Genomic DNA, 13,140 nt, shown 5'->3' with positions numbered 1-13,140 from the left:
TGCTGCTGTTAATGTTGTTTTTCCGTGGTCTACGTGACCGATTGTACCAATATTTACATGTGGTTTAGTTCTTTCGTATTTTTCTCTTGCCATTTTTATCTTTCTCCTTAATCTATCATTAATTGTATATTATTCGTTTTTAAGTTTATCTAACATACTTTGAGGTGCTGGCTCATAATGAGAGAATGTCAAAGTATGAGTTCCTCTACCTTGAGTTTTACTTCTAAGGTCTGTTGTGTATTGGAACATTTCTGATAATGGGACAAATCCTCTAAGAGTTTGAACACCATTATGAAGTTCCATACCTTCAATCTTACCTCTTCTTGCTGTTAAGTCACCCATAACATCTCCAAGATATTCTTCAGGAACAACAACTTCAATTTTAAAGATAGGTTCAACTAAAACAGGGCCTGCTTTAGCCATAGCTTCTTTAAATGCCATAGAACCAGCCAATTTGAAGGCCATTTCAGAAGAGTCGACATCATGGTAAGAACCATCTACTAATCTTACTTTAACATCAATAACTTCATATCCTGCAAGGATACCATTTTCCATAGCTCCTTGGATACCTTTGCTAACAGGTTCGATATATTCTTTAGGTATTGCACCACCAACGATTTCGCTAGTGAATTCATAACCTTTACCTTCTTCATTTGGTTCGATTTCAATAACAACATGACCGTATTGACCTCTACCACCTGATTGTTTAGCATATTTGTAGTCAGCTCTTGCTGGTTTAGTAATTGCTTCTTTGAATGCAACTTGTGGTTTACCAACATTAGCTTCAACTTTAAATTCTCTAAGAAGTCTATCAACGATAATTTCAAGATGAAGTTCACCCATACCTTCAATGATAGTTTGACCTGTTTCTTCATCAGTCTTAAATCTGAATGTTGGGTCTTCTTCTGCTAATTTTACTAAAGCAGCGATCATTTTTTCTTGACCTGCTTTTGTTTTTGGTTCAATAGCTACAGAAATAACTGGATCTGGGAATTCGATTGATTCAAGTAATACAGGAGCATTTTCAGCACATAAAGTATCACCTGTTGTTGTATCTTTTAAACCAACTAAAGCAACGATATCACCAGTTCTGATTTCTTCAATTTGCTTTCTGTCATTAGCATGCATTCTTAAAATACGACCAACTCTTTCTTTTTTACCTTTTGTTGAGTTATATACATATGAACCACTTTGAAGTGTTCCAGAGTAAACTCTTGTAAATGCTAATTTACCAACAAATGGGTCAGCCATAATTTTAAATGCTAATGCTGAAAATGGATCATCATCTTTAGGATGTCTTTCCATTTCATCACCTGTTTTTGGATCATGTCCAATCATAGCTGGTACATCAAGTGGAGAAGGCATCAAGTTAACGATAGCATCAATTAACATTTGAACACCTTTGTTTTTGAATGCTGTACCGCATAATACAGGTATAAAATCAAGATTTAGAACACCTTGTCTTAAAGAAGCAATAATTTCTTTTTCTGTTATTTCTTCTCCTTCAAGGTATTTTTCCATAATTTCTTCGCTGTTTACAGAGATTTCTTCTAATAATTTTTCTCTGTATTCTTCAGCTTTATCCATCATATCTTCAGGAATATCTGTTTCTTCAATATCATTACCTTGATCATCATGATAAATAAATGCTTTCATTTTAACCAAGTCAACAATACCTACAAAGTCTTCTTCTTTACCAATAGGTAATTGAATTGGAACAGGATTTGCTCCAAGTCTTTCGCTGATCATATTTACTACATTGTAGAAATCAGCACCCATAATATCCATTTTATTTACAAATGCGATTCTTGGTACGTTATATTTATCAGCTTGTCTCCATACTGTTTCACTTTGAGGTTCAACCCCACCTTTAGCACAGAAAACTGCAACAGAGCCGTCAAGTACTCTTAGTGAACGTTGAACTTCTACTGTAAAGTCAACGTGTCCCGGTGTGTCGATGATGTTAATTTCATGACCTTTCCAATGACATGTTGTAGCTGCAGAAGTAATTGTAATACCTCTTTCTTGTTCTTGTTCCATCCAGTCCATTTGAGCTCCACCTTCATGAGTTTCCCCAATTTTGTGGATTTTACCTGTATAGTACAAGATTCTTTCAGTAGTTGTAGTTTTACCAGCATCGATATGAGCCATAATCCCGATATTTCTAACTTTATCTAAACTAAACTCTCTTGCCATCTTTTATTCACCTTACCATTTAAAATGAGCGAATGCTTTATTAGCTTCTGCCATTTTATGAGTATCGTCTTTCTTTTTAACTGAAGCCCCTGTGTTATTGATAGCATCAATAATTTCAGCAGCTAATCTTTCTTTCATTGTTTTTTCGCCTCTAGCTCTTGTGTAAGTTACAAGCCATCTTAGACCTAATGTTTGTCTTCTATCAGGTCTGATATCCATTGGAACTTGGTATGTTGCACCACCAACTCTTCTGGCTTTAACTTCAAGTGAAGGCATGATATTATTTAAAGCTTCTTCAAAAGCTTCTAATGGTTCTTTTCCTGTTTTTTCTGCTACGATGTCAAAAGCACCGTATACAATTTTTTGAGCTACACCTTTTTTTCCATCAAGCATAACGTTGTTTAATAACTTAGTTACTAAAACTGAATTATACATTGGATCAGGTAGCACTTCTCTTTTTGGTACTGGACCTTTTCTTGGCACTGTACTTCCCTCCTAATAATTTAAATTTTTTCATTGGTACTCGATAAGTAAAAATTTATCGTTGTGCTCTATATATTAGATATATAGGTATAAGGCTTGCCTTATAGTTACACACATTATAAATTATTTCTTAGCACCGTATTTACTTCTAGATTGTTTTCTGTCAGCAACTCCTTGAGTATCAAGTGCTCCTCTAATAATCTTATAACGTACACCTGGTAAGTCTTTTACTCTACCACCTTTAACCATAACAACACTATGTTCTTGTAAGTTATGACCGATACCTGGAATGTAAGCTGTTACTTCCATACCGTTAACAAGTCTAACTCTGGCAATCTTTCTCATAGCTGAGTTTGGTTTTTTAGGTGTAGCAGTTCTTACAACTGTGCACACTCCTCTTTTTTGAGGATTAGATTTAAGAGCAGGAGATTTAGTTTTGTAAACTAAGTCTTTTCTACCTTTTCTAACTAATTGATTAACTGTTGGCATTAAACCTTATTCCTCCTTCCTCAAATTTTTAATATACAAGCAACAGCAGCATCTATGCTTATGTTGCATGCTTTACCTAATTCTTTTTTTGTGGCTACATATTCTATAGTCACATCGTTTTTTTGACAAATATTAACTATTTTGTCTTTTATTGCCGCATCTGTGTCCTTAGCCAAAAACACTTTCAAAGCTTCGTTTTGTTCAACAGCTTTTAAAGTCTGTTTTGTGCCAACCACATATTGTGATTTAGGTATTTCATTAAGCATTTTTTCAACTCCTTTTCACAGTCAGCCTAAAAAGTTTATCAAAAAAAACTTGAAATGTCAATAAAAATCGGCATTTCAACGATTTTTTTTATATAATATTTAAAACTAAAAAAAAACACTTAACAAAATATATTTTATACCTTTAATTTAAAATAATCCAGTATTTTTCTATTATTTTACATAATTTTTTACACTTATTAATGTTAATATTACACTAACAGCAAAACAAATTAAAAATATGTAATTTATTTCATCTACAAATGTATTGTTCATAAAAGATATAAAACTAAACAACCCAAAAATCAAATTACAAAAACAAAACAATAAAACAAAAAATCCCTTTAATAACTTCATATTTGTCACCTCATACAAAGTTTATAAAATGGGTTTCAAATAATTTGTAGTTTTATAAAAAATAAGACTGATTTTTATCAGTCTTACTCTATATTTATTGTAATACTATAAACACATCCGCTATCAACCAAATCTATATCATCTTTATTTATATCACTTATAATTGCATCTATATAGTATTCTCCAGGTTTCAAATTTCCGATTTCCACTATGATTTCTTCGCTTATCTCTCCAGTTACATTATTTATTGTTTTATTATAGGCATATGTCTCATTTTTTACATCGTATATTCCCAAAAATATATTTGTATTTCCCTCTTCAAATATGTCTTTTGCCTTTAATTGTAATTTTATTGTTGAACCTTTTGAAAAAGTCTGACCATCTTCTATATTGCTTATATATATGTTTTTATCTTTAAACTTTTCATCTTCATTTTCTTTCCCCAAAAGATTGTTAAAAAACTCAACTATACCATTTTGTTTTTCTTCAGTTGAATATGAAGCACTATTACTTACATTAGAATGTTCACTAGATAAATAGTTAGAAATAAAAAAGGCTATGCCCCCCAAAAGCAATCCAAGCAATATTATAAAAACAATAATAACAAAAAACAAATTCCTTAAAGAACTATTTCTTCTGCGTCTTTTTCTTCTCATTACATTTACTCCAATATATTTTGGTTTCTTTAAAAATATATCATAAAAAAATTGTAACTACAATGATATATATAAAAAAAAGAGCATTAAAGCTCTTTTATATCTCATCTATAATTTTACCATCTGTGGAAATAGTGACAACTTGCCATGGAATAAATTTCCCGCTTTCAAAAATTGCTTTTTTCACTGCATTTTCAATTCCTCCACAGCAAGGAACTTCCATTCTTACAACTTTAACACTTCTTATATTATTTTCTTTTATAATGGCTGTAAGTTTTTCACTATAATCAACACTGTCCAATTTAGGACAACCTATAAGTGTTATATGATCTTTTATAAACTCATCATGAAAGTTACCATATGCATAAGCACTACAATCTGCTGCAATAAGAAGTTTTGCATTTTCAAAATAAGGAGCATTAACAGGAGCTAATTTAATTTGGACAGGCCACTGTGATAATTTACTATTAACATTTACATATCCATTTTTATTTTTTAATTCATCTAATTCATTTTCTTTTCTATTTATTGCTTTTGAAGAACTTCCCGGACATCCACAAGGAAGATTATTTTTTTTCTTTTGATTTTCCATAACAGCCTTTTCATCATAAGCCAATGCTTCTCTTTCTTCAAATGATATTGCACCTGTTGGACAAACAGGAAGGCAATCTCCAAGCCCGTCACAATAATCATCTCTAAGTAATTTTGCTTTTCCGTTAACCATCCCTATTGCTCCTTCATGACAAGCCTTTGCGCATAGTCCGCAGCCATTACATTTTTCTTCATCTATTTTAATAATTTTTCTAATCATTATTTACCCCCAAAATTATAAATTGATTATCTATTGGCATTATAATATAATGTATATAAAATTTACGTTGCAAATGCAACAAGAAAGGATTTTTATGAAAAATTTATATGAAAAATTAAAAAAAATACCTTTATTCAATAATGTACAAGAAAAAGAAATAAATGAAATAATAGACCAATCATATATAAAATCATATCAAAAAAATGAATATATTTTAAAAGCAGGTGACTTCATATTTAATACAGGAATAATTTTAAAAGGAGAAATCAGTATTATTAGTGAAGACTTTTGGGGAAATAAAAATATAATCTCAACTTTATCTGAGGGGAATATTTTTGCAGAAATATTTTCTTTAAAAAATAATATACCTTTAAATGTAAGTGTTGTATCAAATGAAGATTCAACAATATTATTTATTAATGTAAATGAAATAATAAACAAAACAAGAAACTTTGTATTTATAAAAAACCTTATGAATATAATAAGTACAAAAACGTTAATGCTAAATAGAAAAAACGAACTTCTATCAAAAAGAACCATAAGAGAAAAAGTCATGACATTTTTATCTCAACAAGCTATAAGTGCAAATAACAATTCTTTTAAAATACCTTTTTCAAGAGAAGAAATGGCGAACTTCTTGGCAGTTGACAGAAGTGCGTTATCAAGAGAATTATCAAAAATGAAAGAAGAAGGAATTATAACATACAATAAAAATAATTTTACATTAATCACAAAATGATTTTATAAAAATAAATCAATCAAATTATATTTATTAATAATTTCTTCCATTCTATTAATATTAACATCTGAATGTTCAAGCTCTCTTGAATATCTCCATGCAGGTTCTACTTTATCATTTTCACAAAACCTATCTTTTAATATTGATTTTTGTAGCTTACAAATAATATCCCAAATATATGTACTTAAAACAGCAATACCAATTTTAGAAATGATATCATAGTCATAAACTCCACCAGAAAAATATACATATATAAAATATACTAATATTTGTTCAAGCTGTATTTTTGAATTGACTTCAAAACTTAAATCAATATCTTTTTCACAAATAAGTTTATTCCACTTTTCTTTATCATCATTCCATTTTTCATCTAACAATTCAAACTCATCTAAGATTCGTAGGATTTTCTTTGCATTGTTTTTATTTATCCATTTATTATATATTGTTTCTATTTCTTCGTTTTTAAATTTATCTTCATATTCAACTAAGATATTTTCTATATTAAAAATATTATTTTCATCAATACATTCTTGTATTTTTTCACAAAGAATTAATACCTTACTTATTCTAATAAATATATCTTCACTTCTGTTTTGAATTATTTCTAATATTACTTTCCTGCTTTGCTCTAGAGCAGAATATAAAAAGAAATCAAAATCATCATCTTCAATCTCTTCTTTGTCATCTTCTACTGTTATAAATGAAACTTTATTTTTGTTACTTAAAATCATTTCTGCCACCATAGGACAAGACAAAGCAAGAGACACCTCCCTCTCATTTTCAAACTCTTCTGTATGATATGGATAATTTTTACATGTATCACACATCATTCCTCTCCCTGCTTCTATATGTATATCGCAAAGATTATCTTCATTTAAAAATGCACATCTTTTATTATATTGTTTATAAATCCCTTTATCAAAATCAACAGAATTCCTAAGTCTATTTCCAAAAGAACCTTCACAAGATATATATTTCTCAATTGTATTTTCATCAATTACAATCTGCCACCCTTCACAACAGCTTTTAGGGCATTTATCCATAAGGCAATAAAATTTTTTATAATAATCAGGATATGTATATAACATAAACATCCTCCTTGTTTCATATATAATATATAATATATAATATATATTATATTTTATATTTTAACATTTTATTTACAAATAAAAAAGCCGATATATCGGCTTTTAATCTTCTCTTTTATCTCCTACAAAAAATAATGCAACAGTCCCCGGTCCAGTATGAGCACCTATTGTAGTTCCAACACTATTTATAACTACTTTGCCATCTAATTTTTTAAACTTTTCTTCAATTTTATCTGCAACGACTCTTGCATCTTCAAAACATGCAGAATGAGAAATATAACATTTTCCGCAATAATCAAGACCATCTTTTGCATGCAGTTCCATTCTTTTTACAATTTCTTCAATTACTTTGTTCTTCCCTCTATATTTATTTCTTGGAATAAGTTTTCCGTCATAACTCATATTTAACAGCGGACAAATTTTAAGAGCTGTACCAAATATAGCAGATGTTCTAGATATTCTTCCTCCTCTAAAATAGCTTGTTAAATCAGTTGAGAAAAACCAATGATGTATATTTAATCTGTTATCCAATACCCATTTTGCAACTTCATCAATGTTTTTTCCTTCTTTCTTCTTTTCATTTGCCAATGTAACAAGTAACCCATAGCCACTTGAAGCGCCAAGAGAATCTATAACATATATTTTTCTATTTGGATATTTATCTTCTAGTGTCTTTTTTGCAATATTTGCAGAATTAATTGTTCCGGAAATACCGCTTGACAAAGTTATATGCAAAACATCCATATCTTTTTTTAAAATACTTTCAAAAAGCTCTATATATTCTTCAGGGCTTATTTGAGAAGTTGTAGGCATAGCCCCCCTCTCAATCTTTTTATAAAACTCATCAAATGGTATCGTCTTTCCTAAATCATCCTTATATTCCTTACCTTCTAAAATATAATGGAAATAGGCTAAAGGGATATCGTTTTGTTTAAAAAATTCATAACTCATGTCTGCAGTAGAACAACATGTTATTTTATAATCACTCATTTTAACCCCTCCCTTGTATATATTTATTATATCACAAAATAATTTTTTACATAATGTAAATGACATATTTTCATAATATCAAAATATCATCATATATATTAATATGAAAAAAATATTTAATAATACAAAAGAAAAAATAACAAAATCTCTTCAACTTCCGGAAGAAATTTTACTTGAAAAACTAAATATAGAAATTCTCGGAAATGAGAAAATAAACATAATAAACCATAAAGGAATTATTTATTATAGTAGCGAAAACATAAGAATAAATTCAACTTCAGGTTTATTATCAATTAAAGGTAAAAATTTGCTATTATCAACATTAATCAGTGAAGAATTAATAATCGAAGGAGAAATAGATTCAATCGAATATATAATATAGGAGAACAAAATGTTTATTTTAAGATTTTATCATTATTTAATGGGTTATTATTTAGTAGAAATAAAAGGACTTAATCCCGAAAAAATAATAAATTTATTAAATATAAATAATATATCCGTATGGGATATAAAAAAATCAGACAAAACAACCGTAACATTTAAAATAATGCTATCAGAAATGAAAAGCGCAGAAAAAATAGCGAAAAAAGCTCATTATATAATTGAAATAAAAAAAGAATACGGAAAAAATACATTGCTAAAGACACTACAAAAAAGAAAAATATTTATTTTTAGTGTCTTTTTAATTTTTATTGTAATGTTTTCTTTTTCTTTCTTCATATGGAATATAGAAATAGCAGGCAGTAAAAATATTGATACAAACAGTATTATTGCTACTCTCGAAGATATAGGATTTAAAGAAGGATGCTATAAATATGGTATAGATAAAAAACAAATATCTAAAAAGCTTCTAAACACATATAATACACTTTCAGATGTAACAATAGAATATAAAGGAACAAAAGCTATAATAAAACTAACCGAAAAAAATTCTCCAATAAAACAATTTGATAAATCAAGAGCAGTAGATATTGTGGCTGCAAAAAGCGGAAAAATACAAAGTATTATTGCTTATAATGGTATAACAAAAGTTAAAAAGGGTGATAAAGTAAAAAAGGGAGACTTACTTATAAGTGGAGAAATAAGCTACGAAGGAAAAGACGGTGATATGGTTTCTTATTATATACATGCTATGGGCGATGTATTTATAACAAGCGAATACACTTATAACAACATAAAAATCAACCCATATTTAATACAAGAAGATGACGAGTATGAAAAAGAAGTAACTTATTCTTTTAAAAATAGAAACTTTAATTATAAAAAAACTATCAAAGACAAATCATATATCCAAATAAAAGAAGAAAAGAAAAAAACTAAGTTACTTTTTATCCCTCTACCTATAGAGCAAACAACAACAAAGTGGTATAATATAAAGAATTTAAAGAAGAAAAATAAAGAACAAATTGAAAATGATGTCATGGAATATTTAAATAAAACCCAAAATATTGACAAAGATAACATAATTGATATATATTTAAATATTGATGTGTCAAATGACAATTACTACAATATTACTGCAAAAGTAAAATTAAAAGAAAATATTGTAGAAGAAAAAGAAATAAAAAAAATAATAAGGAGAATAATTTGGAAAAATTCACTGCAAAAATAGACATCCCAAACGACGAATTTGACAATCTTACACTGTTTGGAAGCAACGATAAATATTTAATCGAAATTGAAGAAAAATTTTCAGTTAAAATTACCCTAAGAGATAATAAAATAAACATAAACAGTGATAATGAAAAAAATCTGTCAAAAGCAAAAGAGCTTTTAAGCTGTATGATAAAGAGAATACAAGATAATTCTGCAATAAACGATCATACATTTCACTATCTTTTAAATTTGATTGATGAAGACAAAAAGGACATAGGAAACTTTGACCAAGTTATATGTTATACATTTAAAGGTAAACCAATTAAAACAAAAACAATAGGTCAAAGTGCATTTATAAATGCAACCAAAAGAAATGATATTGTATTTTCCATAGGTCCTGCAGGAACAGGAAAAACTTATCTTGCAGTCGCTCTTGCTGTAAAAGCATTAAAAAACGGTGATGTTTCAAGAATAATATTAACAAGACCCGCTGTTGAAGCAGGAGAAAGTCTTGGTTTTCTTCCGGGAGATTTAAAAGAAAAAATTGATCCTTATTTAAAACCTTTATATGATGCATTATTTGATATAATGGGCAGCGAATCATATGAAAGAAACGTAAGCAGAGGTAATATAGAAATAGCGCCTCTTGCATATATGAGAGGAAGAACTTTAAACGACTCTTTCATTATTCTTGACGAAGCTCAAAATACAACAAGAGAACAAATGAAGATGTTCCTTACAAGACTTGGAGAAGGTTCAAAAGCAGTCGTAACCGGAGATGTAACACAAGTTGATTTACCAAGTGGAAAAAAATCAGGGCTTTTATATGCAGAAAGAATTTTAAACAAAGTCGAAGGAGTAGATTTTGTACATTTAACAAAGAGAGATGTAGTAAGAAATCCTTTGGTACAAAGAATTATTGAAGCTTATGAAGAATATGAAACAAAAAAACAAAGAGACTAAAATATCAGCTTTTTTTGAGAATGTAAAAACAAATAAAAAAGTAAAATTATCCATAGCAATAATTTTCTTCATTTTGACTTTTTTTCTATCTTTTATAAGTGCAATACCACATCGATATGATGTAGAAGTTGGACAAGTTGCTACGGAAGATATTATTGCGCCAAGAAAAATTGTTAACACAAAACTTACAAACAGCTTAAAAGAACAAGCTGTGGAACAAACTCCAAATGTATACGACTATATACCTGGAACAAAAGATTCAGTAATAAAAAATATAAATACACTATTTAAAGAACTCGAAGATATTAAATCAGATGATTTAACTAAAAGTTCCATAGATGTATACAACAGTAAAACAGGAATTGATCTAACAAAAGAAACTTACCAAACATTAATAAAACAAGATAAAAATTCAAGAGATAATATACAAAACGAAATAATATCTCTAATAGAAGATATATATAATGATGAAGTAGTATCTGATAAAATGAATACTTATTATAGTAAAATAAATAACTATTTTAAAAACTCATCATTTAATACAAATATAAGTGAAGCATGTATTAATATATGTGAAAACGCATTAAAAGCCAACATGGTACTTAATGAAGAAGCAACAGAACAGGCTAAGCTAAATGCAAAAAATGCGGTTGAAGATATTACTTACGAACCGGGTGAAGTCATCATCAAAAAAGGTGATACAATAACTCAAAATCAAATAGATGTTTTACAAGAAGGTTCTATGATAAGAAGCGGTATATTTGATGATTACAAGACAACAATAGGTCTTGCTTCAATGATTTTACTGCTAATGATTATATACACTTTCTATTTAAAAATATTCCATAACCACATCTATAATAACAATAAACTTTTAGCACTAATAGCAAGTCAGTTCTTATTGATGATAGTATTATCACAAATTGCAAGCTTGTTTAATATATACTTAATACCAATATCAATAATGAGTATGACTTTATGTATATTAATAGGTCCAAGAATAGCAATAAATACAAATGTATTTATAACTCTTCTTTTGGCTGTAACATTAGATATTAATACAGAAGCCTTAATATTCCTTCTATTATCAGGTTTTGTAGGTATACTATATATGCAAAGAGTTCAAGAAAGAAGCAAAATATATAAAGCTGCTTTGATAGTATCAATATCAAACATGATAATGGTTTTAATAAACAGTATATTTGAAAATACTCTTGGCATTAGTATGCTATATAACATAATGTATGCAGGAATAAACGGACTGTTATCGGGAATGGTTTCTCTAGGAATGATGCTTTTCTGGGAATATATATTCGATATTCTTACACCATTTAAACTTCTTGAATTATCGAGTCCTACAAACGAACTTATAAGAAAACTTATAACAGGTGCCCCTGGAACATATCATCATTCACTTCTTGTAGGTAATCTTGCACAAGAAGCCTGCAGTGATATAGGAGCAAATGGACTTTTAGCAAGAGTTGGAGCTTATTATCACGACATAGGCAAAAGCGAAAAACCTCTTTTCTTTAGTGAAAACCAACAAAACGGAAATAACCCTCATGACCATTTAGACCCAAATGTTTCCGTAAGAATTATAAAAAACCATGTAAGAGACGGTGTATATTTAGCAAATAAATATAAACTTCCAGATGAAATTATTGAATTTATAAAAACTCATCATGGTGATACTTTAATACAGTATTTCTATGTAAAAGAAAAAGACAGAGGATATGAACCTGATTTAAAATCTTATTCTTATGAAGGTCCAAGACCAACAACAATAGAAACATCCGTAGTTTTACTGGCTGACGGAGTTGAAGCTGCAGTAAAAAGTATGGATACTGGAAATAAAGAAAAAATTAAAGAAATGATTGATAAAATTGTTGATAAAAAAATTACAGAACATCAACTTGATAACTCACCTTTAAAAATGAGAGATATTGATACAATAAAGAAAGCATTCTTAAGAGTTCTTACTGGTGTTTACCACGAAAGGGTTCAATATCCGGGACAAGAAAAAACAAATCAAGAAAATGAGGTAAAAAAATGATAGAAACAGAAGTACTTTTTGACAACAGAAGTAATGAAGAAATTTCTAAGGAAACTTATGATAAAATAGAAAATGCAATAAACGAAACACTCAAAAATGAAAATTTCACAAAACCTTCTCAAGTAAGTGTATCAATAGTTGACGGTGAAGAAATAAAAGAGCTTAACAAATATTACAGAAATATTGATAAAGAAACAGATGTACTTTCTTTTCCTATGGATGAAGAAGGATTTGAAGATGAAGTTGTAATTTTGGGAGATGTTGTTTTGTGTATAGACAAAGCTAAACAACAAGCGATAGAATTTGGACACAGTACTGACAGAGAAATTTGTTACTTAACTGTTCATTCAATCTTACATCTTTTGGGCTATGACCATATGAATGACGAAGAAAAAAAAGAAATGAGATTTCATGAAGAAGAAGTAATGAAAAATCTAAATCTTACAAGAGACTAAG

Annotated in this window: 16 protein-coding genes; 6 read left to right on the top strand and 10 right to left on the bottom strand. The window is 28.7% G+C overall.

All coding sequences use genetic code 11. The features are described from left to right. From ACTQYZ_RS09130 to ACTQYZ_RS09095, 8 genes are all read right to left on the bottom strand, one after another. Positions 1–93: GTP-binding protein (locus tag ACTQYZ_RS09130; protein WP_441023148.1), on the bottom strand; the 93-nt coding region annotated here is incomplete at its 3' end. Between the two features lie 36 nt (positions 94–129). Continuing rightward, complete coding sequence (gene fusA, locus ACTQYZ_RS09125; RefSeq protein WP_441023146.1) at positions 130–2,196, bottom strand: elongation factor G; 2,067 nt, start codon at positions 2,194–2,196, stop codon at positions 130–132. Positions 2,197–2,208: 12 nt separating this feature from the next. Next, positions 2,209–2,679: a 30S ribosomal protein S7 gene (gene rpsG / locus ACTQYZ_RS09120; RefSeq protein ID WP_138269656.1), complete on the bottom strand. Its 471-nt coding sequence runs from the start codon at positions 2,677–2,679 to the stop codon at positions 2,209–2,211. A gap of 123 nt (positions 2,680–2,802) precedes the next feature. Further along, positions 2,803–3,168 carry a 30S ribosomal protein S12 gene (gene rpsL / locus ACTQYZ_RS09115; protein ID WP_290776571.1) on the bottom strand — a complete coding sequence of 122 codons (366 nt, stop codon included), beginning with the start codon at positions 3,166–3,168 and terminating at the stop codon, positions 2,803–2,805. A 20-nt stretch (positions 3,169–3,188) separates the two neighbouring features. Further along, positions 3,189–3,434, bottom strand: coding sequence for a L7Ae/L30e/S12e/Gadd45 family ribosomal protein (locus ACTQYZ_RS09110; RefSeq protein ID WP_253229909.1), 246 nt, complete (start codon positions 3,432–3,434; stop codon positions 3,189–3,191). 171 nt (positions 3,435–3,605) lie between these two features. Beyond that, positions 3,606–3,788: a hypothetical protein gene (locus ACTQYZ_RS09105; protein ID WP_441023143.1), complete on the bottom strand. Its 183-nt coding sequence runs from the start codon at positions 3,786–3,788 to the stop codon at positions 3,606–3,608. 83 nt (positions 3,789–3,871) lie between these two features. After that, positions 3,872–4,444, bottom strand: a complete 573-nt coding sequence (locus ACTQYZ_RS09100) for a hypothetical protein (RefSeq protein WP_441416456.1) — start codon at positions 4,442–4,444, stop codon at positions 3,872–3,874. A 97-nt stretch (positions 4,445–4,541) separates the two neighbouring features. Further along, a complete protein-coding gene (locus ACTQYZ_RS09095; RefSeq protein WP_441416455.1) occupies positions 4,542–5,255 on the bottom strand; it encodes a 4Fe-4S dicluster domain-containing protein in 714 nt (237 codons plus the stop codon). A gap of 94 nt (positions 5,256–5,349) precedes the next feature. Between ACTQYZ_RS09095 and ACTQYZ_RS09090 the strand changes: the two genes are divergently transcribed. Continuing rightward, a complete protein-coding gene (locus ACTQYZ_RS09090; protein ID WP_441416454.1) occupies positions 5,350–5,994 on the top strand; it encodes a Crp/Fnr family transcriptional regulator in 645 nt (214 codons plus the stop codon). Positions 5,995–5,996: 2 nt separating this feature from the next. Here the strand turns inward: ACTQYZ_RS09090 and fliB are convergent, their stop codons facing one another. After that, positions 5,997–7,082: a flagellin lysine-N-methylase gene (gene fliB, locus ACTQYZ_RS09085; RefSeq protein ID WP_441023135.1), complete on the bottom strand. Its 1,086-nt coding sequence runs from the start codon at positions 7,080–7,082 to the stop codon at positions 5,997–5,999. Between the two features lie 102 nt (positions 7,083–7,184). Continuing rightward, positions 7,185–8,072 (bottom strand): DegV family protein, encoded by an 888-nt coding sequence (locus ACTQYZ_RS09080; protein ID WP_441416453.1) that lies wholly within the window; start codon positions 8,070–8,072, stop codon positions 7,185–7,187. 103 nt (positions 8,073–8,175) lie between these two features. On the opposite strand from ACTQYZ_RS09080, the gene yqfC reads away from it, so the two are divergent. Genes yqfC through ybeY form a run of 5 tightly spaced genes read left to right on the top strand, consistent with a single transcriptional unit; the run spans position 8,176 to position 13,139 of the window. After that, positions 8,176–8,454, top strand: coding sequence for a sporulation protein YqfC (yqfC, locus tag ACTQYZ_RS09075; RefSeq protein ID WP_441023132.1), 279 nt, complete (start codon positions 8,176–8,178; stop codon positions 8,452–8,454). Between the two features lie 9 nt (positions 8,455–8,463). After that, on the top strand, positions 8,464–9,684 hold the full coding sequence (locus ACTQYZ_RS09070; RefSeq protein ID WP_441416452.1) for a sporulation protein YqfD: 1,221 nt from the start codon (positions 8,464–8,466) through the stop codon (positions 9,682–9,684). Beyond that, the gene (locus tag ACTQYZ_RS09065; RefSeq protein ID WP_441416451.1) at positions 9,660–10,631 is read left to right on the top strand and encodes a PhoH family protein; all 972 of its coding nucleotides are present in this window, start codon (positions 9,660–9,662) and stop codon (positions 10,629–10,631) included. The genes ACTQYZ_RS09070 and ACTQYZ_RS09065 overlap by 25 nt, the downstream gene beginning before the upstream one ends. After that, a complete protein-coding gene (locus ACTQYZ_RS09060; RefSeq protein WP_441023128.1) occupies positions 10,606–12,684 on the top strand; it encodes an HD family phosphohydrolase in 2,079 nt (692 codons plus the stop codon). The genes ACTQYZ_RS09065 and ACTQYZ_RS09060 overlap by 26 nt, the downstream gene beginning before the upstream one ends. After that, a complete protein-coding gene (ybeY, locus tag ACTQYZ_RS09055) occupies positions 12,681–13,139 on the top strand; it encodes an rRNA maturation RNase YbeY (RefSeq protein ID WP_441023126.1) in 459 nt (152 codons plus the stop codon). The genes ACTQYZ_RS09060 and ybeY overlap by 4 nt, the downstream gene beginning before the upstream one ends. Position 13,140 lies beyond the last annotated feature (1 nt).

This window comes from Anaerofustis sp. LCP19S3_F7 (assembly GCF_052119445.1).
In the GTDB taxonomy this organism is placed as follows: domain Bacteria; phylum Bacillota; class Clostridia; order Eubacteriales; family Anaerofustaceae; genus Anaerofustis; species Anaerofustis butyriciformans.
This window is presented reverse-complemented; position numbering and strand designations above follow the sequence as displayed.

Excerpts from the sequence above, each read along its gene's own strand:
- ACTQYZ_RS09110 (WP_253229909.1), bottom strand. The coding sequence starts at position 3,434 with ATGCTTAATGAAATACCTAAATCACAATATGTGGTTGGCACAAAACAG.
- ACTQYZ_RS09060 (WP_441023128.1), top strand. The coding sequence starts at position 10,606 with ATGAAACAAAAAAACAAAGAGACTAAAATATCAGCTTTTTTTGAGAAT.
- ACTQYZ_RS09105 (WP_441023143.1), bottom strand. The coding sequence starts at position 3,788 with ATGAAGTTATTAAAGGGATTTTTTGTTTTATTGTTTTGTTTTTGTAAT.
- ACTQYZ_RS09070 (WP_441416452.1), top strand. The coding sequence starts at position 8,464 with ATGTTTATTTTAAGATTTTATCATTATTTAATGGGTTATTATTTAGTA.
- ACTQYZ_RS09095 (WP_441416455.1), bottom strand. The coding sequence starts at position 5,255 with ATGATTAGAAAAATTATTAAAATAGATGAAGAAAAATGTAATGGCTGC.
- ACTQYZ_RS09090 (WP_441416454.1), top strand. The coding sequence starts at position 5,350 with ATGAAAAATTTATATGAAAAATTAAAAAAAATACCTTTATTCAATAAT.
- ybeY (WP_441023126.1), top strand. The coding sequence starts at position 12,681 with ATGATAGAAACAGAAGTACTTTTTGACAACAGAAGTAATGAAGAAATT.
- rpsL (WP_290776571.1), bottom strand. The coding sequence starts at position 3,168 with ATGCCAACAGTTAATCAATTAGTTAGAAAAGGTAGAAAAGACTTAGTT.
- yqfC (WP_441023132.1), top strand. The coding sequence starts at position 8,176 with ATGAAAAAAATATTTAATAATACAAAAGAAAAAATAACAAAATCTCTT.
- fliB (WP_441023135.1), bottom strand. The coding sequence starts at position 7,082 with ATGTTATATACATATCCTGATTATTATAAAAAATTTTATTGCCTTATG.
- fusA (WP_441023146.1), bottom strand. The coding sequence starts at position 2,196 with ATGGCAAGAGAGTTTAGTTTAGATAAAGTTAGAAATATCGGGATTATG.
- ACTQYZ_RS09080 (WP_441416453.1), bottom strand. The coding sequence starts at position 8,072 with ATGAGTGATTATAAAATAACATGTTGTTCTACTGCAGACATGAGTTAT.
- ACTQYZ_RS09100 (WP_441416456.1), bottom strand. The coding sequence starts at position 4,444 with ATGAGAAGAAAAAGACGCAGAAGAAATAGTTCTTTAAGGAATTTGTTT.